The organism is Petrotoga sp. 9T1HF07.CasAA.8.2 (assembly GCF_002895585.1).
Lineage (GTDB): Bacteria > Thermotogota > Thermotogae > Petrotogales > Petrotogaceae > Petrotoga > Petrotoga mobilis.
Map to the genome: position 1 here is coordinate 40,892 of NZ_AZRI01000049.1, position 23,960 is coordinate 64,851.

Annotated in this window: 23 protein-coding genes; 12 read left to right on the forward strand and 11 right to left on the reverse strand. The window is 33.4% G+C overall.

Features of this window, described 5'->3' with window-relative positions; translation table 11 throughout:
• Positions 1–16 precede the first annotated feature (16 nt).
• The gene (locus X925_RS10020) at positions 17–1,828 is read right to left on the reverse strand and encodes an LVIVD repeat-containing protein (protein ID WP_121959860.1); all 1,812 of its coding nucleotides are present in this window, start codon (positions 1,826–1,828) and stop codon (positions 17–19) included.
• Between the two features lie 181 nt (positions 1,829–2,009).
• Between X925_RS10020 and X925_RS10025 the strand changes: the two genes are divergently transcribed.
• Complete coding sequence (locus tag X925_RS10025) at positions 2,010–2,474, forward strand: chemotaxis protein CheW (protein WP_121959861.1); 465 nt, start codon at positions 2,010–2,012, stop codon at positions 2,472–2,474.
• A gap of 62 nt (positions 2,475–2,536) precedes the next feature.
• Here X925_RS10025 and X925_RS10030 read toward each other — a convergent pair whose 3' ends face one another.
• The 7 genes from X925_RS10030 to X925_RS10060 are packed head-to-tail and all read right to left on the reverse strand — an operon-like array spanning position 2,537 to position 7,811.
• Positions 2,537–2,905, reverse strand: coding sequence for a cupin domain-containing protein (locus X925_RS10030; RefSeq protein ID WP_121959862.1), 369 nt, complete (start codon positions 2,903–2,905; stop codon positions 2,537–2,539).
• A gap of 24 nt (positions 2,906–2,929) precedes the next feature.
• Positions 2,930–3,196, reverse strand: a complete 267-nt coding sequence (locus X925_RS10035; RefSeq protein WP_121959863.1) for a carbon storage regulator — start codon at positions 3,194–3,196, stop codon at positions 2,930–2,932.
• A gap of 2 nt (positions 3,197–3,198) precedes the next feature.
• The gene (gene fliW, locus X925_RS10040) at positions 3,199–3,672 is read right to left on the reverse strand and encodes a flagellar assembly protein FliW (protein WP_012208240.1); all 474 of its coding nucleotides are present in this window, start codon (positions 3,670–3,672) and stop codon (positions 3,199–3,201) included.
• 17 nt (positions 3,673–3,689) lie between these two features.
• Positions 3,690–4,586, reverse strand: a complete 897-nt coding sequence (gene flgL, locus X925_RS10045; RefSeq protein WP_121959864.1) for a flagellar hook-associated protein FlgL — start codon at positions 4,584–4,586, stop codon at positions 3,690–3,692.
• A 42-nt stretch (positions 4,587–4,628) separates the two neighbouring features.
• On the reverse strand, positions 4,629–7,022 hold the full coding sequence (gene flgK, locus X925_RS10050; protein ID WP_233187781.1) for a flagellar hook-associated protein FlgK: 2,394 nt from the start codon (positions 7,020–7,022) through the stop codon (positions 4,629–4,631).
• A gap of 10 nt (positions 7,023–7,032) precedes the next feature.
• The gene (locus tag X925_RS10055; RefSeq protein WP_146026703.1) at positions 7,033–7,536 is read right to left on the reverse strand and encodes a hypothetical protein; all 504 of its coding nucleotides are present in this window, start codon (positions 7,534–7,536) and stop codon (positions 7,033–7,035) included.
• 5 nt (positions 7,537–7,541) lie between these two features.
• Entirely contained in the window at positions 7,542–7,811 is a 270-nt protein-coding gene (locus tag X925_RS10060; protein WP_012208244.1) for a flagellar biosynthesis anti-sigma factor FlgM, read from the reverse strand.
• A 260-nt stretch (positions 7,812–8,071) separates the two neighbouring features.
• On the opposite strand from X925_RS10060, the gene X925_RS10065 reads away from it, so the two are divergent.
• The 11 genes from X925_RS10065 to X925_RS10115 all read left to right on the forward strand — a co-directional run bounded on the left by X925_RS10065 (position 8,072) and on the right by X925_RS10115 (position 19,872).
• On the forward strand, positions 8,072–8,722 hold the full coding sequence (locus X925_RS10065; protein WP_012208245.1) for a peroxiredoxin: 651 nt from the start codon (positions 8,072–8,074) through the stop codon (positions 8,720–8,722).
• A gap of 119 nt (positions 8,723–8,841) precedes the next feature.
• Positions 8,842–9,915 carry a Xaa-Pro peptidase family protein gene (locus tag X925_RS10070; protein ID WP_121959867.1) on the forward strand — a complete coding sequence of 358 codons (1,074 nt, stop codon included), beginning with the start codon at positions 8,842–8,844 and terminating at the stop codon, positions 9,913–9,915.
• Between the two features lie 183 nt (positions 9,916–10,098).
• A complete protein-coding gene (locus tag X925_RS10075) occupies positions 10,099–10,680 on the forward strand; it encodes a cyclodeaminase/cyclohydrolase family protein (RefSeq protein WP_121959868.1) in 582 nt (193 codons plus the stop codon).
• Positions 10,680–11,807 carry a tRNA guanosine(34) transglycosylase Tgt gene (gene tgt, locus X925_RS10080; protein ID WP_121959869.1) on the forward strand — a complete coding sequence of 376 codons (1,128 nt, stop codon included), beginning with the start codon at positions 10,680–10,682 and terminating at the stop codon, positions 11,805–11,807. The genes X925_RS10075 and tgt overlap by 1 nt, the downstream gene beginning before the upstream one ends.
• Positions 11,808–11,831: 24 nt before the next feature.
• Entirely contained in the window at positions 11,832–12,188 is a 357-nt protein-coding gene (locus X925_RS10085; RefSeq protein WP_103076321.1) for a hypothetical protein, read from the forward strand.
• 84 nt (positions 12,189–12,272) lie between these two features.
• A complete protein-coding gene (locus X925_RS10090; protein WP_121959870.1) occupies positions 12,273–12,665 on the forward strand; it encodes a hypothetical protein in 393 nt (130 codons plus the stop codon).
• A 31-nt stretch (positions 12,666–12,696) separates the two neighbouring features.
• Entirely contained in the window at positions 12,697–14,487 is a 1,791-nt protein-coding gene (locus tag X925_RS10095) for a tetratricopeptide repeat protein (protein ID WP_121959871.1), read from the forward strand.
• Between the two features lie 36 nt (positions 14,488–14,523).
• Positions 14,524–17,337 carry a hypothetical protein gene (locus tag X925_RS10100; RefSeq protein WP_121959872.1) on the forward strand — a complete coding sequence of 938 codons (2,814 nt, stop codon included), beginning with the start codon at positions 14,524–14,526 and terminating at the stop codon, positions 17,335–17,337.
• Positions 17,337–18,497 (forward strand): 23S rRNA (uracil(1939)-C(5))-methyltransferase RlmD, encoded by a 1,161-nt coding sequence (gene rlmD, locus X925_RS10105; protein WP_121959873.1) that lies wholly within the window; start codon positions 17,337–17,339, stop codon positions 18,495–18,497. The genes X925_RS10100 and rlmD overlap by 1 nt, the downstream gene beginning before the upstream one ends.
• Positions 18,498–18,692: 195 nt before the next feature.
• Positions 18,693–19,127, forward strand: a complete 435-nt coding sequence (locus X925_RS10110) for an MOSC domain-containing protein (protein WP_103898149.1) — start codon at positions 18,693–18,695, stop codon at positions 19,125–19,127.
• A gap of 118 nt (positions 19,128–19,245) precedes the next feature.
• Positions 19,246–19,872, forward strand: coding sequence for an SGNH/GDSL hydrolase family protein (locus X925_RS10115; RefSeq protein WP_121959874.1), 627 nt, complete (start codon positions 19,246–19,248; stop codon positions 19,870–19,872).
• Between the two features lie 234 nt (positions 19,873–20,106).
• Here X925_RS10115 and X925_RS10120 read toward each other — a convergent pair whose 3' ends face one another.
• The 3 genes from X925_RS10120 to X925_RS10510 all read right to left on the reverse strand — a co-directional run.
• Positions 20,107–21,399, reverse strand: coding sequence for an McrC family protein (locus tag X925_RS10120; RefSeq protein ID WP_121959875.1), 1,293 nt, complete (start codon positions 21,397–21,399; stop codon positions 20,107–20,109).
• The gene (locus X925_RS10125; RefSeq protein ID WP_121959876.1) at positions 21,383–23,638 is read right to left on the reverse strand and encodes an AAA family ATPase; all 2,256 of its coding nucleotides are present in this window, start codon (positions 23,636–23,638) and stop codon (positions 21,383–21,385) included. Before X925_RS10125 ends, X925_RS10120 begins: the two co-directional genes overlap by 17 nt.
• 76 nt (positions 23,639–23,714) lie before the next feature.
• Positions 23,715–23,960: hypothetical protein (locus tag X925_RS10510; protein ID WP_233187780.1), on the reverse strand; the 246-nt coding region annotated here is incomplete at its 5' end.

Consider the following 23,960-nt stretch of genomic DNA (forward strand, 5'->3'; position numbering starts at 1 on the left):
TACGAAAAATTCAATATCAAAAAACAATATTCTTAGCGGTGAAAATATTTACAATAACTTCTTCATCAACTAGTTGAAGTTTATCTGTAATACTATATCTCGTAATTCCTTTTGAAGAATAAGAAATGTAAAGGTATCCGTCTTTACAATCCATACTTAAAATTGGGAGATCTAAATTTATGATTCGAATTGAATCGAAATTTGACAGATCAACGATGGTTAATTGTGAGCCTATAGAATAAAATATATATTTATCATTCAAAGTAATAATATCAGGCGAATAATCAAAACTGAAATAATCGATAATGTTAAAATTTACGTCTGTCCTAAATACCCCTTTTTCTGTTAAAAGGATAAATCCATCAGAAATTGAATGAATTTGTTCAATATGATCTTTGGAATAAAATTTAAAACTACTCTTTCCCGTTAAAAAGTTAAACTCTGTTATCTTATCTTCCTCAGCTATATACGCAAAGTTATCAATAATTTCTATATCTTGAGCCATTCCTACAAACACCTTTGTTCCATAAAAGAAAGAATATATATTCTCTTGGGCAATAACGAATACATCTTCTTGGGTTTCTTTTATACCTACAATGTTTTCAGGAAAACTTTTGGTAATTGTATTCGTAGCATCATAGAAATTAACTACATTTTCATTGAGTTCGTAAAACCCCTTCTCGCCTTTTATCAAATCCCCAATATATCTTTTCTCCCATAACTTTTCTTTTTGTTTATCTATATAAACTATCTTTCCACCCTCATCAATTAACACCCCTGATTCCAACGCAACGAAATCATCAATTGAGTCAACTGTATTAATATACTTAAGTAATTCTTTAGTATCTAATTCATAAATATACAGCCCATCTTCGTTATTCGTTAAGTATATATACCCGTCATTTATCAAAATATTTGGTCTAGAAAATTGTCCAGTAATAATTTCTTGAGTTTCTAATGATTCCAAACTTCTTTTATATACACCGTTATTCGTAGAAAAATAAAGCAAATCATCTACTAAATGTATAGAAAAAGCATCTTCATCCCATATATACAATGGTTTCACATCATGTTTTTTTGTCGTGGTCAAATCTTTTGTTTCAAATATTTGTATACCCAATAAATCGTCGTTCACCACAAAAAAATCCTTACTCAAACTAATCATTCTAGGTGAAACCAACTGATCATAATAATTAATTTCTTCAACGGTTCGATCTTCTTTGACTTCATAAATCTTCATCCCTAAACCTGGACCAATCACAAATAAATACTTTTCAAACATTTCAACTTGAGTTACCATGCCCCGTAAACGAATATGTTCTTTCAATCTTATATACACCTTATCTTTCAAATCGAAGCTTATCAAGCCATTTTCACCATCCGCAACAAATAATAATTCTCCATTCGTTGCAACGGATAAAGAATCACCAAATGTGGAGTAAGAGTTTAATAAAGTTACTTTTTGGGGATCTGAAAAATCATAAATTTTCAATCCCTCTCTGTCAACAAGATAAAGATAATCTTCATAAATTTGAGCATCGTTAACATAACTACCGGTTGTTACTGAAGCAATTATTTCTTTCTTTTCAACATCGAAAACATAAAATCCTTCGTAACCTCCTATTATTACTCCGTATTTGGCATTTACTGTTGAGATAGGAATTTTTTCTTGAACAATCGGATTAGTAACCTCTTCTACTTGAGTACTACTCACCTGAACAGACCTTTCTTTTGCAATTTGGATGTAAAATATTACAACCGAAGTCATTATCAAAATTAAAACAATTAAAAAGCCTAAAATAGTATAATTCTTAATAATTTTGCGCACGGGTTACACCCCAATATGTTATAATTTTAATATAATTATAACATAATTTTTTTCGTATATTCTTTAGCCCAGAGACAACTTTTTTTCTAAATACTTTTATGATATAATTTTTTAGAAATTTATTGAATTATAATTAGCCATTTTAGAAACAAAATTTTGATTTTAAAAAGGGGGAGTAAAAATGCCATCCGAGTTGAAAATAGTCACATTCAACATTGGTAAAGAAAAGTTTGGCCTCGATATTATGAATGTGGATGCCGTAATTGAGTATGAAGAGACCACTAAATTACCAAATGCTTCTGACTATTTCGAAGGTGTAATAAATTATCGCAATGAAGAAGTTTTACCTATCATCAACCTGAGAAGAAAATTTAAAATGTCCGACTTTGAAGACAGATCTCACGCCAAAGTAATAGTTTTAAAAATCGATCAAAGACGTGTGGGAATAATGGTTGACGATGTAAAAAACGTAAGAAGTATCGACCCTAATTTAATAAACGAAAAACCTAATATAGGTGGAATGCGCGGAGCTGATTTTATAAGTGGCATAGCACGTTTAGAAGATGGTATGTTAGTAATATTAGATATAGATAAACTGTTGACTGAGGAAGAAAAGATAGCTATAGACGAAGTTATTAATAATTAACCTGCTTTCAAAAAGCATAAAAAGTGGCGATATATTTATTACGCCACTTTTTTATGAAAAATTCATTCTTCATCTGCAGATGTTGGAATAACACAAATAAATTCTAAATCTTCATCTCCTGCGTTCTTCAATTGGTGCTCTATGCCTCCAGGGACGTAAACAAAACTTCCAGCTTCAACTGTATTGTATTTTTCTCCATCATAAACTTCTGCCTTACCTTTAACTATAAATATTTCATGTTCCCATCTATGAGAGTGTTTAGGAGAATATCCATCTGGTTTAACAGTGAATAGCCTCATAACAAAATTAGGCGCTCCATAATTACTCTTCCCTATTAATATTCTTTTTTCAACATCTTTAGTCATTTCATTATTTATTATTAAAGGTTTAACTTCCTTTGCTTTACCTATTATTGCTTTTTCCTGCGACATATTCGATTTTTTCCTCCCTTGTATCTAAGTATTTTGTTTTTTATCTTTTTTTACTAGTTTTGGGATACTGGTCTTTATTTTTCCCAATCCGTTAACATCGCTCTCCAATGAGGCTTTATTTTGCTTTACGATTTCTTCATACACTTCTTCACGATAAATTTTTATATCTTTAGGTGCCTCAAAACCGATTTTTATACTTCCATTATCTTGTTCAACCATAATGAGTTTTATTTTTCTATTTCCTACTTGTATTACGATGGATTCTCCTATTTTTCTAGATAATATCAACAAATCTATTCACCATCTTTTTGAACAGACAGTATAGCATTACTTCTTTCCAATTCTTCTTTCAAAAGATGTCTAATTTTGTATTCTTCATTTTCAATTAAATATTGTACACCTTTATGATTTTTTTGGGAAATAATAATTGGAGCAGCTAAATTTATAGTTATTTCATCTTCTTTTTCTGGTATAGTCAATATACTTAATATTATAGCATCTTCTGGTTTCTCTAATTCCAAGTATTCTGTTAAATCTTGAGGAAGAGCAAACTGATAATCGTTTCTTATAAGTTGAGGAAAAGTAACAGGGAAAGCTACTTTCTTATCTTCTAACGAAGCTAACCACATGATAGGATATGTATCTTCAGGTTCCAGCAAAACAAATTGTTTAAGATCTTCGAAACCAGGAATACCATACTCAAAAATTATGGTTTTTTCAGTTTCTATCTTCACACTTCCCAACTTCGTTTCATATTCTTTTATCATAATTTTGGAAAACCTCCTTATAGAAAATCTGCCAAGGTTGGGGGAATAATATTACCAGCAGCTTTTAAAGCGGCTTGTAAAACATTTTGCTGCATTGCCAATTCCATGACAACTTGAGCGATATCCGCATCAGCTTCGTTGGATAAAAATTCAGTCGAAAAAGTATTGAAGTCCTCCATTCTATTTGAAGTCATTTCTAAAACTCTTTGAGTGGCACCAACTTCGGCTAAATTCTTTAACGTTTTACCTTGTATTTCTTCAATATTTCCTAACTCATTTTGGATTGAAGTATTATCTCCCGATTCTATAGCTTGGGATAGTCTTTTGACTATACCAAAAATAGACGCACCACTATCGGTTACAAAAACATCATAAACTGTTTTACCGTATTCTATACCTTGCCCGCCAACGGAAATCTTCTGCCTGATATTCGCTTGTGATGGTACTGTTATTTTAAAATCCCCACTACTATCTGTTTCTACGACTTTTTGATTGTTTTTAGCTCCCCCAAACACATAGTTTCCAGAAATTTCTGTATTTGCTATAGAAACTAGTTGCGTATTTATCTTGTTAAGTTCTTCTGATATAGCTACCTTATCCTCTTTAGTTAATGTATCATTTGCTCCTCTAACTGCAAGCTCTTTAACTCTAAGATATATCGAGCTCACTTCCTGTAATGCTGTATCATACATATTCACATAATTTTGGGCTGTTTCCACATTAGTTTTATAACGTTCAATTTCCCTCAATCGGCTATCTAAATCGGAAATCCTTGTCGCAACAGCTGCATTATCTGATGGGTATCGAACTTTCTTTCCTGAAGTTAATTGAGAATTTAAATCACTGTATTTCCTTAAAACATCTTGAATATCGTTAAGTGTTCTACTACTTAAAAGATTTTCAGTGATTCTCATGTTTTTACCTCCTCACCAACCAAACAAGTACTATTCACTCTATTATACAACACCCAAGTTGTTAATAACCGTCTCCATCATTTGATTGACCGCTGTGATAACCCTGGCAGAAGCATTAAAAGCCTGCTGATATTTCACAAGATTAGTCATCTCCTCGTCGATAGAAACACCCATCACCCTTTCTTTTTCAAGGCTGATTTCACTATTCAACATTTCACTGTTTAGCCTCATTTTATCTGCTGTTTCTCCCTTAACTCCTATATCTGTAACAATATTTCCTAAAAAGTTCGAAAAACCAACCCTCCCATTATCTAATACGGAATTATCATACATCTTGGATATTTCATCCCATACACTAACGTTTCCTGCACCAGTGGGAGAATAATTAATATCATAATAACCCAAGTCGGTTGCAAGTAAAGATGGATTCTCTTTTAAGTTAGACGATACAGAAATTTGATTGACTATTCCTAACTCGTTATCTATTTTCAAAAGATCAGCTTCAGAAAACTTTTCATCTATTTGTTCAGGGCTTATATCTGGAGAAATCAGTGTAACGATATTGTTAGAATCTTCTTCGATAAATCCTAAAGCATTGAATAATTTTTCAGGACCCTTTATAGTAACGTTCTTTAAGTCAAAATCTATTAGATTTCCAGCTCTCAACACAAATGAGCCATGTGGAGTTACAGAAGCGGTAACCCCTGTGTTTGTGGCATTGATTTTATCAACCAAGTCATAAGCAGTGTCTTTAAGAGGGTTGATCTCGATTCTTATTCCATTTATACTCATTTCTATTTTTTCATTTGAACCTAATAAATTATTCAAAGTAGGTTTTGAGGTATCTAAGGCGTCTAATGTAACTTTTTGTGCTTCCATTTGTGAAAGAGAACCGTCTACATCGTTTAAAACGATGGTATCCAAGTCTGCATCTGGAATTTTAGTCGTGGGGAGGATGTATATAAATCCATCAATTTCTTCTGCTTTCAAGTAATCTTTAGAATCACTGTTTATATTTGATACTAATTCACCAGCATCAGAAAAACTTATATTACAATCCTCACCGAAAATTTCAAACTCAAGGTTGCCAGGTTGTACATTATCAGGATCTATTTTGTATGCCTTAATTTCTTTAGTAGGAAAACCGTATTCCCTGAGAAAATCTCCTTCTATATCAACTAGTAATTTGTCTTGAAAACCAGAAGTATCATCAAAATAAATGGCATTATTTGTTGAATCATGTATTATTGAATTATTATTGTTATAATGAGAAGGCGAAGCTGCAGAATCTACGGTGTAAAGATCGAAATTATTTAAATCAATTGAAGGATCACTATAAAAACTGCTTAAACTCGTGACGTACTGAATTGTGTCTGGATGAAATACGTCCGAATTTCCTGCTATCCTGAAAAATCTTGAATTTTCAAAACCTCTTTTGGTACTTATATCAGCAAAAAAGTTGGCCCCTGTTATAGTTCCTGTTGAATCCCACCCTTCTTTATAAATAAGATTAGTTGTATCTACTAAATACAAACCAAACTCATCGAGTTGTTGTTGATAAGAAGGGATGATTTCATCTCTCAATTCAAAAAGGGCTGCCATTTTCCCATCGTCAAAAGTCAATGGATTGTTGCCCACATAGGCGTAATATTCATCGTTTGTTTCGGCAATGGTTAAGGATCTTATCTCTTGATAACTACTTCCATTTAAAACTACTTTATCCCCCATACTCAAAGAAATTTGACCATTTGAATGACTTGTTATTCTTATATTGGAAAGTTCTGAAAGCTTATCCAACAATCTGTCCCTTTCATCAAGCAAATCGTTAGGAGAGCCACTTATTGAGCTCGATGTTAATATCTTTTGATTTAAATCGGCAATCCTTTTCAAATAACCGTTTATTTCGTCTATTCTGATTTTTATTTCATTGTTTATATCATTTTTTAATTGTTCTAATCTATAGTTAAGATCTTTCATGGTGTTAACTAATTCTTCCGCTCGAGATACAACCTGAGTTTTAGCGGCTTCATTTGATGGATCAGTTTTCAACTCCTCGATTGATGCCCAGTAAGAATCATACATATTTCTCAAACCCGTTTCTCCAGGTTCACCAAACAATTGTTCAATATAATGCACATTAGAATATATATTTTCCCAATAATTCAAACGAGAAGAAGTTTCTCGAAATTGCAAATCTAAAAATTCGTCTCTCACTCGTTGAATATCGCTTACCGTAGAACCAGTTCCAAAAGATAAAGCTGCTCCCCCACTCCCTATCGTTGTTAAATTAATAGGGTTGGTAGTCACAATAACAGGACTTTGCCTAGAAAAGCCCTGGGTATTAGAATTAGAAATATTATGGGCGACAACGCTCATAGCGATTTTATTGGTATAAACTCCTAGCAAACCAGTGTTCAATAGGCCGTTCAAAGTCATTGCACACACGCTAACCCCTCCAACTTCTTGAAGTTAAATCTTTGTTCAATCTACTACCCTTTTGAGAGTAAGTTTTGCTGTTCGTAATCGATTCAGGATTCAAAATTTGATATATAAAATTGTTCAAGTTAGATTGAAATGAAATGATGTTACTTAAAAGATCGATTTCACTCACTAACTCCTTTAAATTTTTAACTAGTTCTGAAAAGAGAAGTGCAATTTCATAATCATTCTTTGAAAAATAATCAATAATCGATTCTAATTTGTTCTGTATTCTTTCTTCCAAACATATTTTCGATATTAACTGTGCTCTTAAACCTTCTATTTTTTTAAAGTTACTTGCTAATTTTTCAATCGTCAAAAGGGTTGAATTAATCTCTTCGATAGATGCTTTTTTTACTAAGCTTTCCCTAAGGTTATAAAAAGATTTTTTTAACTCTATTAAACTAATGTTCTCTTCCTTTAATACTTTTTTTATCACTTCTAAATTATTATTATTATTAATGCTGGTCACCCACTTTATTCAAACATTTTATTTACAATTTGATCTACATTGATATTATAAGAACCATTTTCAATAGATTCCTTCAATTTCGATACCAGTTCTTGTCGAATTTCTGGTATCTTACTTGATAGTTCTATATACTTCTTTGATTCTCCTGTAATCCTATTTGCACTTTCTAGGTTTTCAGATTTTACCTGCCTCTTAATAAAATCCTTATCAAGCCTTTTTCGATTTATTTTATCTAAATTATTACCATCAGCAGGATTGATATTGTTGATATCCATAATTTAGTCCCTCCTTTCAACAATTTGAATTTCATATGTATTATCGTCCACAATTATTATAACATTAGAAGTTTGTAGCAAAATTATTTTTTTCCAAAGACTTTTATACCTTTGTAGCAATAATAAAGAAATATAAATTTAAAAATTTTATTTATTTTTTTACTTGACTTTTCTATTTTTTAGGTATATAATTTTTTTAGACAGACCTAAAAAATAGATATTTCATAAATAAAAAATCATCAAATAGGAGGTAGGTAAATATGGAAGGAAGGATTCCTTTAATTGGAGAAAAGTTTCCTGAAATGAAAGTATTAACAACGGACGGTGCAAAAGAACTACCAAAAGACTACAAAGGAAAATGGTTGGTGCTCTTCAGCCATCCAGGAGATTTTACACCTGTTTGTACAACAGAATTTGTTGAATTTGCAAAAAAGCATGAAGATTTCAAAAAGATCAACACGGAACTTTTAGGACTTTCTGTTGATGCCGTTCATTCACATATCAAATGGATGGAATGGATCAAAGATAACCTTGGAGTAGAAATTACTTTCCCTATAATAGCTGATACAATGGGAAGAGTAGCCTCAAGATTGGGAATGGTAGACCCCGAAAAAGGTTCGGCAACTGTTAGAGCAGTTTTCATCTTAGATCCTGAAGGAACCATTAGATTGATCATGTACTATCCTTCTGAGGTTGGAAGATACATCGAGGAAATATACCGAGCTGTAAGAGCTTTACAATTGGCAGACAAAAACAAGGTAGTAACCCCAGCCAATTGGCCCGAAAACTCGATATTTGGAAGTAAAGTAATAATTCCACCAGCATCAACTTATGCTGAAGCAATGAAGAGAAAAACGTCAGCCGAAGAAGGATACGATTGGTGGCTAAAGGTTAAAGAAGTTAAAGAATAATACTAAACCCCAGCTAGTAGGAAGTAGATAAGATATTATCTACTTCCTACTTTTTTATGATATAATTGTAATATAAATTGGATGAAATTAGACACTATTCATGGGAGGCGCATTGAACATTGCGTAAAGATAGGATAGAAAAACTTCTCAATAAAATGGCAAAAAATAATATTTATCAAGCAATAATATCCTCACCAGCTTCTCTTTACTATTTTTTGAATGAGTGGTTTGAACCTGGAGAAAGGTTGTTGGTATTATTCGTAAATACTTCTGGCGAAGTTAAATTGCTAGTTAACGAATTGTTCCCGGTAAATACCGTTGAAGAAGAAAATTTGATCAAATATTCTGATTCTGAAGATCCCATTAAGATGTTATCTTCTATTATTGAAAAAGATAAATCCCTTGGCATAGATGGAAGTTGGGAAGCAGGTTTTCTTTTAGGTTTAATGGAAATTACTAAAGATTTATCTTTAAAACCGCTCTCTCCAATAATTAGTGAATTAAGGATGGTAAAGGATGTTGATGAAATAGTGTTAATGAAGTCCTCTTCCTTATTAAATGACACAGCTATGGAAAAGGTTATAGACCTAGTATCGGAGATGCTTCCAGAAAAATACTTAGCCAAAGCCATCAAAAATATCTTCGAAAAAGAAGGAGCCGATGGTGTTTCGTTTGAACCTATAGTAGGATACGGTCAGAATACTTCTAACCCTCATCATATACCCACCAATGCAAAGTTAAAAGATGGGGATGTTGTCTTGATAGACATGGGTTGCATAAAAAATTATTATTGTTCAGATATGACAAGAACAGTCTTCTTTGGCAAACCTATAGAAACCATGAAAAACATTTATCAAATCGTATTAGAAGCTAATTTAGAAGCTATTGAAAAAGTTAAGCCTGGTCTTAAAGCTTGTGAAATTGATGGTACCGCACGTAATTATATAGAAAGCAAAGGCTATGGAAAGTACTTCACTCATCGAACAGGGCATGGTGTAGGGATAGATATTCATGAAAAACCTTACATATCTTCAAATAGCGAAGAAATTCTAACACCTGGCATGATCTTTTCAATAGAGCCGGGAATTTATTTACCTGGTGTCGGCGGGGTAAGAATAGAAGACCTGGTTTTGGTGACTGATAATGGTTGTGAAGTATTAAACAAGTATCCAAAAGACTTTTTGGTAATTTAATTACTTCTTATGCTTTGGATCAACTCTCCACCACTTACAGAGTGTAGTTTACTTACACTAATTTAGTTAGAACGTTCCCCTTCACTGAACTGATTTTGATTTTCTTTCATATTTATTAACCTTAAAAGTATGGTATAATAAAAGTACAGATACTTCACTTATTTCCAGAGAGGAGGTGGATGAATGTATAAAAATATGAGTTTCGCGGAAATTTTAAATGAAATTTCATCCACAGATCCAGCTCCCGCTGGGGGAACCGTCACTGCTTTAGTAGGAGCTTTAGCGTCTGCACTAGGTTATATGGTGGCAAATTATACGATCTCTAAAGGGGACAATGGGGATTATGAAAATACGCTAGAAGTAGCCTTAGAAAATCTTATAGATATCAAAGAAAAATTAATGGAATACGCTGAAGAATCTTCTAAATATGCAGAAAGAATCGAGAATGTCAAAGAAGGAGAAGATAAGGACAAATCTTTAACAGCTGCCGCTATATTTTCGTTCAACATAGCCAAAACATGTTATAATATCCTAAAAAATTGTTTTACCATATACAAATATGGCAACCCCGTATTAAAACCCGAAGCAAAAATTACTTGTTATTTAGCGTGGGCCGCATTGAATTCGGCTATTATTTCTGTTGAAGCTAATTTAGAAAAAATAAACAACGCAGAAGAAAAAGAAAACCTTTTAAATGATACAATAGAATTCAAAAATGAAGCAGATTCCTTGTTAAAAGAGTTAAAGGAGGAAATAAAAAATTAATGGATGATTCGCCTATAAAATTTGAATTAATTCATATTGATAGATACACTGGGGCTAGGCGAGGACAGATTATCACAAAACACGGCACCATTGAAACACCAGTTTTTATGCCTGTGGGTACGAATGCAACCGTAAAAACTCTTACTAACTCGTTATTAAATGATATCAATACTGAGATAATATTAGCTAATGCTTTTCATCTTTATTTAAGACCGGGATTAGAGGTTCTTGATCATTTCCAAGGGCTTCATAACTTCATGAACTGGAAGAAGCCGATTTTGACGGATAGCGGAGGGTTTCAGGTATTTTCCTTACCTAACACTAGATTAACTGATGAAAAAGTAATTTTCAAATCTCCACTGGATGGTTCTCAAATAGAGTTAACACCAGAAAAATCCTTGGATATACAAAAAGTAATTGGCTCAGATATTGCAATGGTTTTAGATGTATGTATAAATTCCTTGTCTGGTTATGATGCTGTAAAAGATAGTGTGCAAAAAACTTTTAATTGGGCTTTAAGATCAAAACGATATCATAATAACAACGGACAGGCATTATTCGGTATAGTTCAAGGAGGGCTCTTTGAAGATTTGAGAAAACTCAGTTTATCCCAGTTAACCTCTTTAGATTTCGATGGTTATGCGTTGGGTGGATTAGCCGTGGGAGAAAAATACCAAGATTCCGAAAAGATTTTAAAAGCTTTTGGCAATAAATTGCCCGAAAACAAACCGAGATACATAATGGGAATAGGTTCTCCCACAATGATGTTTCTATCTGTTGAAAACGGTATGGATATGTTCGATTGCGTCTTACCAACAAGAATGGGAAGGCACGGAACAGCACTAACGTGGAAAGGAAAACTAAACTTAAAATCCTCACAGGTTAAATTTGATCAAAAACCTATTGATGAAGAATGCGATTGTTACACATGTAAAAATCATTCACGTGGTTACATACACCATCTTTTTAAAAAAGATGAGGTACTTGGGAAAATCCTTTTAAGCATTCACAATTTACGATTCAACATATCTCTGGTAGCTAAAATGAGAGAAGCTATAGAAAATGACGATTTTAAATTTCTTAAAGAGGAATTTTTTAAAAGTTCTACATATTCTTTAACCAATTAAAACACTAAAAAGGAGGGATCCCCCGTGAAATCATTTATAAAGTACTATAATGAAATTAAACCATTATATCAAAACAAGTTAGACCTTACTAAAAAATTTCAAGAGATCCCCGATCTCTTTTCAAGAAGTGTAAGTAAGTTACTAGAAAATATCTACGGAGAAGATAAAGTGGATAGAAAACTTATAGAAAGTTATGTAGAATTCAATCCGGATAAAGAGCCTTATTTTAAATTAAAAAAAGAACTGATAAATTTTTTAGATGAAGATTGGACTGATAGTGATCTTCCAAGTATTTTAGAAAAAATGGCTAAAGCTGCTTATGACAGATATAAACATATAATTGAAGATCATGATAGAACTGAAACATTTAGAATGGAATGAAAAATAGAGTTAACCAAAACTTGTCAAACCTGGGGCAGCCTCCCCAGGTTTATATGTTATAAATAAAAAGAGAAAGGTAATCAAATGGCTGATAAAAAATATAAATATAAAGATATAAAAAAAATAAAAAATATGTTTTGGAAAGTTTTGTTCTTTTTATATATAGTTTTTATTATATATCTATCGGTTTCCAAACCTATAATTAATTATAGTAGTTTCAAAGGAGAAGACAAAATAGTTCATTTTGTTTCATACTTTTTAGGTGCCGACTTTTTCTTTATGGCATTCTTCAAAAAAAGTAAAAGATCTTATTTTATACTTTTTTTGATTTTTTTTCTTTTAGTTCCCTTATTAACAGAATATTTTCAAAAATTCAGTATTTATCATACATATAGCCATTTAGACATGGTTGCAAGTTATTTAGGAGCAGCAAGTGGTTCTCTTTTTTTTACTTTCAAATATAAGGCTTTCAATTAGTGATAAAGAAGTATAAAGAGGTGCATTTCTTTTGAAAGAAGTAAAATATGCTATAGTTTACCTGAATATTGATCCCAATTATGCAAAGTTGAATAATCTTCCTGTAAAATTACCTATTTTAGCGGAAGATTTTCAAAAAGCAAGAAAAACCAATAAAATACCTTTGGACGTAATTATTAGAGGTTTAGAAGCTCAAATTGATATAGATAAAAACAACCGATATTACTTATCTTACTTGATTTATTATTATTATGAAGCTTTTAAAAAATCCCTCAACGATACAGATTTTGAAAAGGCGAAGGAATTTTTAGATAAGGCAGGTAAAATTTATCCTGATTATAGATTGCATTTTTATACTGGATTATACTACAAAAAATTAGGAAATCTTGAACTGGCAGAGTTACATTTAAAACAATCAATAAAAGAAAAGCCAAATTTTGCATATGGTTACTATGAACTCGGTAATCTTATGTATGAAAGAAATGTATACGACGAAGCAATAGAATATTATTCTAAATCCGTCGAACTTGAAAAGGACTTTACGTTAGGGTTTCTGAAAATGGCAGATGTATACATGGAAAATGGCAGATTCGAAGAAGCTATACCACTTCTACAAAAATGCATAGAAATCGATAAAAAATTTGTTCCTGCCTATGAAAGATTGGGTGTTGCTCTGAATATGCTTCAACACTATAAAGATGCACACAAAGTCCACCAAAAAGCTTTAGAAATAGATAGCAATAGATATGAAATTTATTATAACGATGCTCATTCATTGGCTAGATTAGGAAACCACAATGAGGCAATAAAAGCCTTAGAAAAAGCCGCCTCCTTGAATGAAACAGATTATATACTTCACGAATTAGCTTTGGAATATAAAAACATGGGAAGATACTTACAAGCAATTGAAACAGAGGAAAAAGCTTTAAAATCAGCTTCAGAAGAAAATAAAGACCTTATTGTTTTAACTTTATTAAAACTCTATGTAATAATAGAAGATGAAGAACAAGTGGAAAAATATTTTGAAATTTTAAATTTGAATTCTGACTTTCACGAAACCGCTGTTAATTTCAAAGTATTGTTCGAATTATCTCAAGGTAGAGTTGAAAGAGTGAAAGAAATATTGTTAAAAGAACCCATATCAAATTTTTCTCTACTACTAGATAAATTAGACAGGTTAGATCTTTACGTTTCCAAACTGGAAGAATTTGCAGACAAAAATATTTCCGATTCAATATTTGAAAGTATAGACGAATTGGGAAATATCGACCCTTTTTCTTTGTCGGAACGTCTAGCAACCAAAGGAATAAAGCGCCCTTTCGTTAGCTGGTTGAAAGAGAACTCGATGGAACCAAAGTTATATCCAGATGGTGTTGAATTACTCACGAACAGTCTACTTCTTTCTGGCTTTAATTACGGCCTATTGGAAAGAGTAGCAACAGCTATATCACAGTTTCTTTGGAAAGATGGAGATGGGTTAGCTTTCGGTAGATTACTTTTAAGATTCTACCAAGATAGAATCTTAGGAGAATCCTTATCTTTAGAACCTTTTATTCAAGAAAATGTAGAAGAAATCAAAGACATGTCTTTTACTTTTGCTCAAATATTTGCTAATTTCGAAGAACATTTGATGGATTTTGACTCGATAGTAGAGTTTAAAATAAATAATTTTAAAGATGCTTTAAAAGTTTTTTTGTCCATGTTTAGAATACAAAGTACGGCTGAAGAAATAACTTCAGTCAACTTCAAAGATCATAACACAAAAATTTTATCTTTATTCATAAATAATATTAACTCGATTTCTAACTCTTTTTTGCAGTAAATTTCCTACCAAAAATAACTTTTTAGAGGTGCTGCCATGAAAAATTATTCGTTAATATTTGTTGTAATTTTATTTTCCGCTATTTCTTTTGCTTTGAATATAAATATTCTCTCCCCACAAGAGGATGCCCAAAACGTGGACATAAGAACTTCTTTTAGATGGCAATCCATAGATGCGGAAGAAAAAGAGCTCAGATATAGAATATACATATCTGAAGATCCGGATATAGATGAAAAAGATTTGAAATTGGAAAATATTTTTTCAAACTTTTATACGGGAGACGTCTTAAAGCCTGAAACAACTTATTACTGGAAAGTTGAAGGAGTTGATCAGGATGGAAACGTGTACTCCAGCAAAACGGCTAAATTTACCACAAGAAGTTTACGTCCTGGAGATGCATATATTATCATATTTGAAGAATTTGATAAAATTCTTCCTTTAGATGATAACTTTCTTGGCATATCTAAAAACAAGGTTGAATTATTGAATGCCAATAAAGTCGTAGTTAAAACAGTTGATTTTGGACAAAATATTGAAGATGGATTTTTGACAAGTAAAGCTGCCTTTCTTGTTACGCAAAGTGAAACTTATATCTTCGATTATTCTTTAGAAAAAAGGGCACAATTAAACGTTAAGATTAAAGGTTTAGCAGGAGAAAATATCTTTTACAGTGACGATGAAATCTTTTCGATAACCGACGATTTCCAAATACAAAAACAAATCGATTTCAACAACATTCAAAAAGCCTTAGTAAAAGACGGATATATCTATCTTTTAACCGAGGATAAATTCGTTAAATTGAATAGTAATTTTGAAACTGTTGAAAGTTACAATTTTAACGCCAAAACTTTTGATTTCGACTATCTTGAAAGTCAAAATATTACTTTATTCCCCATATTGACTAATAATAATATTACACTCTTAGATACCAATCTGCAAAAGATATCACAACTTGACTTTCAAATAGAAACCCAAAGATATCAAAGAAAGATATACACATATTACGACAAAATAGTTCTATTGTCAGGTTCAAAAAATCTCAACTTTTATGATTCTGAATTAAATTTGATCAGAACTTTTACATATGAAGAAAATTTCAATTATTTTGTTCCTGTTAACAAAGATCGATTCATATTGGTAGGAGAAAGTATTAAATCCCTCGATTTGGAAGGAAATTTAGTTTGGAATTATTCCACAATAAATAAATTCCAAATAATCGGCAACCCTTTAGTATACGACAAAGGTTTATTGGTAGGGGTAAAAGACTTTCTAACTCGATTTTTAATATTTTATGATAATTTCGATTCTCAATATTATTTCACCCGATCCATTAAGGAAAAAATGCCTTTATCTCAAACGATGGAAGAAATAGTGACACCTCCATCAACAGTAACCGCCCAAGCCACACCTATTACGCCCCAGGCAACGGAGATAACATCTGAACCTACTCAAATCACAATACCAGAACCTACAGAAGAACCTATTACGGCCCCTTCTACTCCTGTAACTATAACCGTTGAACCCACTCCATCAACGCCCCAGGCAACGGAGATAACACCTGAACCTACTCAAACCATAATACCAGAGCCAATAGAAGAAGCTATTACAGAACCTTCTACTCCTGTATCTATCACCGTTGAACCTACTCCACTAACATCACAGACAACGGAGATAACTCCAGAACCTACTCAAACCATAATACCAGAGCCAATAGAAGAAGCTATTACAGAACCTTCCACTCCTGTGGATATAACTATTGAACCTACACTACCAACACCTGAAGCCACAGAACTAACCAAAATATTCTTTAAAGATTTCGATGAATACATCTATGGAAGTTTGTACGATGGAGAAAACTTTTATCTTTATGGCTATGAAGGCAAAGCAGAAAATTGGGATGCAAAGACATGGAAAATAGATCCTTATGGAAATATTTTAAACGAAAAGTCATTATATGCAAAAAATACAGATTTTTTTAGAGATGCCATACTCACTGAAAGCTCCACCGATAACTCTAAAGATATAATCTACATCGGCGACACACTCTCTTACGGCTTAAACGGTAATGTTTACATTGTTTCTATAAGTGAAGACGGTAGCGTTAATTATCAGATAGATTATGGAGATATTGGTAGAGATAGCGGTATAAGTATTACAAACATAGACGAAGATAGTTACGCAGTAACGGGAAATTTGTTCATTAACAAAAAATTATCAGATATTTTCGTTTCAAAGTATTTAAACGACGGAACGAGAATCTGGACTAATAACTTCGGTGGCAACGACGTAGAAATTGCTTTAGATATTAAAAACTCTCAAGATCAAGGTTTTATGGTCTTTGGTGCCACAAGATCTTTTGGCGCAGGTGGTTTTGATGTATACGTTTTAAAACTTGACTACTATGGAAATATGAAATGGTCAAATGTATACGGGGATTCCAATGACAACATCCCAGTGGGGGTTATAAAAGAAGGTAGAAAATACTACGTATTATTTGAAACTCATTCACAACCTATGAGTTACGGAATTTTAGAAGTAGATGAATTAAATGGATTTGGAGATTCTTTTGAATTTTCATTAGAAGGGTCGAACAAATTTTTAGGCTTTACTAAAATAGATGAAAAATACCTAGCATATGGTTATAGTATAGAAAATGGGAAAAAAGTTGGAATAATATACGAAATAAATTTTGAAGAAGAAACATTCGAAAAAATAAACACTTACATTCTTGATTCTGATTTTGAAATAATAAGTATATCAAAGCCCGAAAATCAAAATTCTATCTATATCTTTGGAAATACTACCATCAATGGTATCAACAATATCGTCATGATTAAGGAGAGTCATTAGTGGAACTATGTACCTTTTTCCAAAAATGTGGTGGATGTAGTAAATTGCATATAAATTACGAAGAACAACTAAAAACAAAAGAGAAAAGCGTTCTTTCGTTGTTTGATCAATATCAAATAAAACCTAATAACTATCATGGTATTACTCCTTCTGTAGATATATATGAATACAGAAACAAAATGGAATACTCTTTTGGTAACGAATACAAAGATGGACCTCTTGTCTTGGGGTTAAGAGGGAGAGGTAAGAAGTTCGACGTCTATTACACAAAAGACTGTAAACTAGTGGATAGTGACTTCAACAATATCGTTTGGCAAACAAGAGAATTTTTCTTAAAAAAGAACATACCTTTTAGAAATTATAAAAACCACACAGGTTTTCTTAGAAATTTGGGCATCAGAAAAGGGTTAAAAACTGGGGAAATACTTTTAAACTTGGTGACTTCTTTAGACAATAATTACTATCAAGAAGTACAAACATGGAAAGAAAACATGTTGAATACCAACTTAAAAGGAAATATCGTCTCCATAATTCAAAGTAAGACTGAATCTAAAGCCAACGTTGTCAAAGCAGATGAAATAGAAATATTATATGGCAGAGACTATTTTTACGAAAAAATTTTTGATTTAACTTTCAAAATTGGTCCATTTTCTTTCTTTCAAACAAACACAAAAGGAGCAGAGGTCTTATACCAAACTGCTTTATCTTATGCAGAAAATTCAGATATTGTATATGACTTTTATTCTGGAACGGGCACAATATCTCTATTACTTGCAAATAAGGCAAAAAAAGTCTATGGAATAGAAATTATAAAAGAAGCAGTAGAAGCAGCCAAGCAAAACGCCATATTAAATAATATCAACAACGTAGAGTTCGTAAATGAGGATGTAAAAGATTTTGTTAAACAACAAAGCGGCATCGAAAAACCTGATTATATAGTAGTTGACCCACCAAGGGCTGGATTACACCCAAATCTTATAAAATTCATAAAAACCCAGCAATTTAATAAAATTATCTATATCTCATGCAACCCTAAAACTCTAATACCCAATTTAAAAGAATTATCCGATCTCTATACAATCTCAGGTTTTCATCTGGTAGATATGTTCCCTCACACTGACCATGTCGAATCAGTAGTATTGATGACAAAGGTGAGTTAACTATTCTAATACATCTCTATATTTCTATAGTCGCCAAATTTCAGTGAATTCTAAAAATACTTTTCTTGTTTTACTATAGCAAGCAATAAACGGAACCTTTGACATTTAAATCTTTGTAAAGCCAAAAAATTGAGAACCACTTTTCACCACCTTTTTAAGTTTCATATCCGTAAATTATAAAAGGAGGAATAGGATATGGCAAGGGTTACGGCAGTTAATATAAGCCAAAAAAAGGGAGTGATAAAGGAACCAATACCTTTGGGATATTTCAAGGAAAATCACGGTCTGATGGGAGATGCCCATGCTGGAGAATGGCATAGACAAGTGAGCCTTTTAGGGCAGGAAAGTATCGATAAGATTGCTGCATTGGGCATCGAGGGTCTTAGTGCCGGAAAATTTGCCGAGAACCTCACGACAGAGGGTATAGATTTATATAAATATCCTGTCGGGACAAAGCTTAAGATAGGCGAGACAATAATGGAAATCTCTCAGATAGGCAAAAAATGTCATACAAAATGTGCAATCTTTGAACAAGTGGGTAGGTGCGCTATGCCCTTGGAAGGAGTGTTCACAAAGGTAATAAAAGGCGGATATATACGTCCTGGAGATGAGATACAGGTTTTGGAATAATTCAGGAATTTTTTATTGCAATTTTCTTGTTAAAATGAATGTAATTAATACTTATGGCAGGTTTTTAGTACTATTTTTAAGCTTCACATCTATACATATTAAACTAGGAGTGTTTAAGATGCTTATAGAAGACAATGCAATAATCTTATTTCAAGGTGACAGTATAACCGATGCAGGTCGAGATTATAACAATGATGCTGACCTAGGATTGGGTTATCCTATGATAACGGCATTATGGTTATCAGCTGCACTTCCTTCAAAAAACTTCAGGTTTATAAACAAAGGGGTAAGCGGTAACAGAGTGAAAGATTTAAAGGAACGTTGGATGAGGGACTGCATAGACTTAAAACCAACTTGGATATCAATACTCATCGGTATTAATGACTGCTGGCGGCGTTATGATAACAATGACCCAACATCGGTAGAAAAATTTGAGTCAGATTATCGTTATATTTTGCAAGAAGTGAAAACGCAACTGAATGCCAAACTGATAATATGTGAACCCTTTGTTTTGCCTGTGATAGAAGATCAAGCCAAATGGAGAGAGGACTTAGATCCCAAAATACACGCCGTGCGTAAGCTAGCCAGAGAATTCAACGCCTTGTTTATACCATTAGATGGTATATTTGCTCAGGCAGCAACACAAAGGGATCCTGCCTATTGGCTACCCGATGGCGTACATCCATCACCCACTGGGCATGCACTTATAGCTCAATCTTGGCTGCGAGCAGTGGAAGCGTTATAAAATTGATATTAAAATTCAGGGAATTACCCAGGAGTTTGCTTTTTCCTGAGTTTAACAGTTACAAAATCGCAAGAATTCTAAAATAGGCGTGAACAATTGCAAAAAGCATTTTTTACTTCCTGTTTTTTTCAAAAGTGTCACTAAATCAAAAAAAGAGATGTTTTATGCTTTCAAAATCACTTCTTACGTTTGGTGTACTGAAAAATCGTTTCTCAACTGTCTAACTCACGAACATCAAACGGTGAATGGCATTCTTAACTTGGCTAATAGTTGGGTGATACTGCGATCAGAATTTTTCAGATCAACGAATTCAATGTCAACCTCTATATGGTCGTTGGAAACATATGTGATATTTGTATTATTTACAGCATCGGAATAAGGATACAACAAGACAATTCTGTCTGCTTGATATTTTTTCCCATAAGCATACATCTGGTACATATCGGATTGTGAAATACCTATGTTTTGGGCATCGTCTGAAAATAATTTCCACTTGGTATCAACAATGACTATGCGTCCTTCAAATTCCAACACAATGTCGGGACGAAGTGAAAAAGCGCGGACAGGAGTATCAAATAAACTATATCTCACATCTTGTGTCCGCAAGTTAACACCGCTACCAATATGTCTGCGAAATTTTGCAGCAACAAAACTTTCGAACAACTTTTCCATAGGGAATAGAAGAGCAATTGCAACCTCATTTCCTGCAAATGCGGTGAAACTGTTTCCTTTCAATAAAACACGACACCAGGAAAGGGCCTTGCTATAGTGAGACATACTACGATCAAGAAAGCATTTTGAGAAGTCAGAATCAATATTTGTGGAATATTCTACACCATCAAAGAAAGTTAGTAACCTAGTGGCATTTTGTCGATTACGCGCATCATTCGTAGTATTTCGCAAAAATCGGAGAGTGGACTTGATTAGACGGTTCTCAGGTCTGTTAATATTGAAGTCTTCATAGCAAACAAAAAATCGTCCCTTGTCAACTAGATTGTTTTTAATATTCTGGGAAGCCAGTAGCTTCCCTTTAAAATACCGTTCATTTGCTTCGACTGGCGTGTAAGCAGCTTTCAACCCTTGCTTCGTTAGTATTGTAACTTCGTCAAGGAACATCTTTATAAATATTTCAAGAAGGTTCAAGCGGTCGGTTTGGAGGTTTGAAACATTTAAGTCCTTAAATGTCACGACTTTTAAAGTTTTTAACATCTCAAGAAAAATCCGCTTTGTGTCGCCCTCGGTAACGCCGTCCCCTACGATTTTCGGAAGAATCTCTATGACTGTACCATCTGACATCTTAATTAGTCCAACGTAATTTTTAGCAGTTATAATTTTGCCAACACTGTGTCGAACAGAAAGAGATAGTAGTTGGACTGCATCAGTCCCAGTATCAGTATTGTTAGCAAGAATAAAAGCTTCAAGAGCATCAAATGTTTTTTCAGACAACGCCTGATAACCGTAAGACTTTATACCACGCGTAAACCCTCCGTATTCCGTTATAGTATAGGTTTTAGCGTAAGAAGGCATAGGCCTCAATCCTCAAAAAAGCTTCGTTGTTTATCTCATAATATTCTGGAAAATCAACATCTGTGTTTCCAAACAGCTTATTATCAACTCTCTTTTTCACGATAAATCGGGTAGTATCATCAGTCTTCTGATTGTCACCCAACACAAGCTGAATTTTCTCATAATCGTCGTAGAAATACTCTTGCAATAAAGGAATTATTCTTTTTTGAAAAATTGCGGCAAGGGTTTCAATCGTTGGGTCTGTTTTGAGCGGCAACAAATAGGAATGCCCTATGGTGTGTTCGCGATCGAGCAATACTATTATACGCTTGTTTATAATGTCAAGCATGTTTGAAATATCGATATTCTTAACATGGACACCTTTAAGTATATCATAATCAGATTTCATTTCGACGAAATCAAAACGACGACGCAAAGCAGTGTCTATCATCGCAATAGAACGATCGGCTGTGTTCATTGTACCTATTATGAAGACGTTGTCTGGTACACCAAAATCCTGGCGAGAGTAAGGCAGTGTAGCACGTAGCTCTTCGAAAGCTCCGATACGCTTTGAAGGCTCGATGAGGGTAATCAATTCCCCAAAAATTTTTGAGATGTTCCCTCGATTGATCTCATCAATAATAAAGACACGATTTGGAATTTTTACGTTCTGATCAAACAGGTTAGGGTTTACCTTCCTGAGTATTTGCACAGCGTCTGTTGCTGAAACTGATAACTTGGCTACAGATAAACCATTCAAGATTTTTCCAGCATTGAAATCAACGATATCTTCATTAATACCTTTTACAAGCCATTTCACCTTCCGCAACCTTTTGTACTCAGGATATTCATCATGCCATTCTGGCTCGCCAGTAATAACACCAATGGCATCGATTGCTCTACTCGAATAGCAAGACATAACGATGTCACCGATTTGCATCCTGTTGTAAAAAGCGTTGAGAATGGGGTTATCACCATATTGCGTATAATCATCAGATATGATTTCGCCTTCACCATTCCACCCGATACGAATATGACCATTCTCCATACATTCAGTTCGAATTTGATTGTTTCCAGCACCTTTAAGAGTAACCTTCCAAACTGTGGGGTTTTTACCAATGCCCAGATCCAAGCTTGTGTCATCCGCTCTTATAGGTGTTCCTGCTTTATTGCAAAATAATTTGAAAACCCCGTCTTGTATCACGTATTCAATCCCCCCTGTAGATTCCCCATTCTCATCCGAAGATACTACGGGCCGTATCCCCTCAATAAACTCCTCATAGCTGAACGACTGATGAAACGTAACAAAAGCTATTAGTCCGGCATCTTTATACTTTAAATAGCGTTTAAACACTTCTTGGTAATCTTCAGATTTCACTTTGGAGAGTGGTTTTTCCTCGATAATAGCAACAGCATATTGTATGGTACTATAAGTTTTCCCAGTTCCCGGAGGTCCATAGAGAATTATATTTTTATTTTTTGCCCATATTCCATCATTTGAGGCCGAATCACCCTGTGATGTGCGTTGATTATCTGTTATCGATTCAGGTGATTCTGCATGAGGATTTTTACCTTTCTTACTCCATGCATTATACGACAAGTCCGGAAACGTAAGGTTAGGCGAGTCTTCATTGATTTTATTCTTCAAGGTATTCAGAAATTCCACATAATCATCACCGCTAAAATCTCCCTTTGGAACAACTATTCCATAACGTTCAAAAACAAACTTTCGTGAATAAGTATCCAAAGGCATAAAGACATTGGGCCTAATCCAGAACAATCCTATCGTGATAGAAGCAAGACCATTGCCCTTAATGGCTATAGCTTTTTCGAAAGCATTCTTAAAATCATCTGTAAATGTGTTCGTTTCAGCGGATTTTATAGCTGAAACGAACAAATCCCACAATTCGTCTATTCCCTCCCCAAAGAAAGAATTGATGTTGTTAAGAGTAGGGATTCCATTAAAATTCGTAGGCACAGGCAACGTTACTTTAAATGCGTTTGCAAAAACCTCAGCCAACTTTGTACGGTTTTCATTCGTTATCCCACGGTTCAAAACACTCATTACGGAAAAAGGATCGATTCTATGATTACGAGGTCCCCACCGATCTTCAAGGTCAAGCTGAAGATACTTCATCAGCGGTTGCTGCAATGCAAGGTTTTTCATTAATTCGAATAATTCACTTCGCTTGTCGTTATATTCCAGTAGTTTATCCGCAAGTGTTTCGTAAAATGGTACCCATTCGTAAGCCTTATCCATCCCTGTAACTCCCCCCTTATTTAGACTTAGCCCTTTCAATACTTTTGAAAGCGCTTAAAATCGATGTTAAAGAATGCTAGACCATATAAGATATCTGTGAAAAAAGATTGGTTAGATCATAATTCGAGTCTTTGAGGGGGTAAACCCCCTCAAACTCCCCAAAAACAAAAATTTCTCTTTTCAAAAGATCTTTGTTTGCACAACACTGCAAACAAATGATATCATATCCTTGACTCTTTTTGAAAGGAGACGCATTAGATAATATTACATGTCCGTGAAAAAGATTGGTTAGATCATAATTCGATGTCTTTGAAATGATATA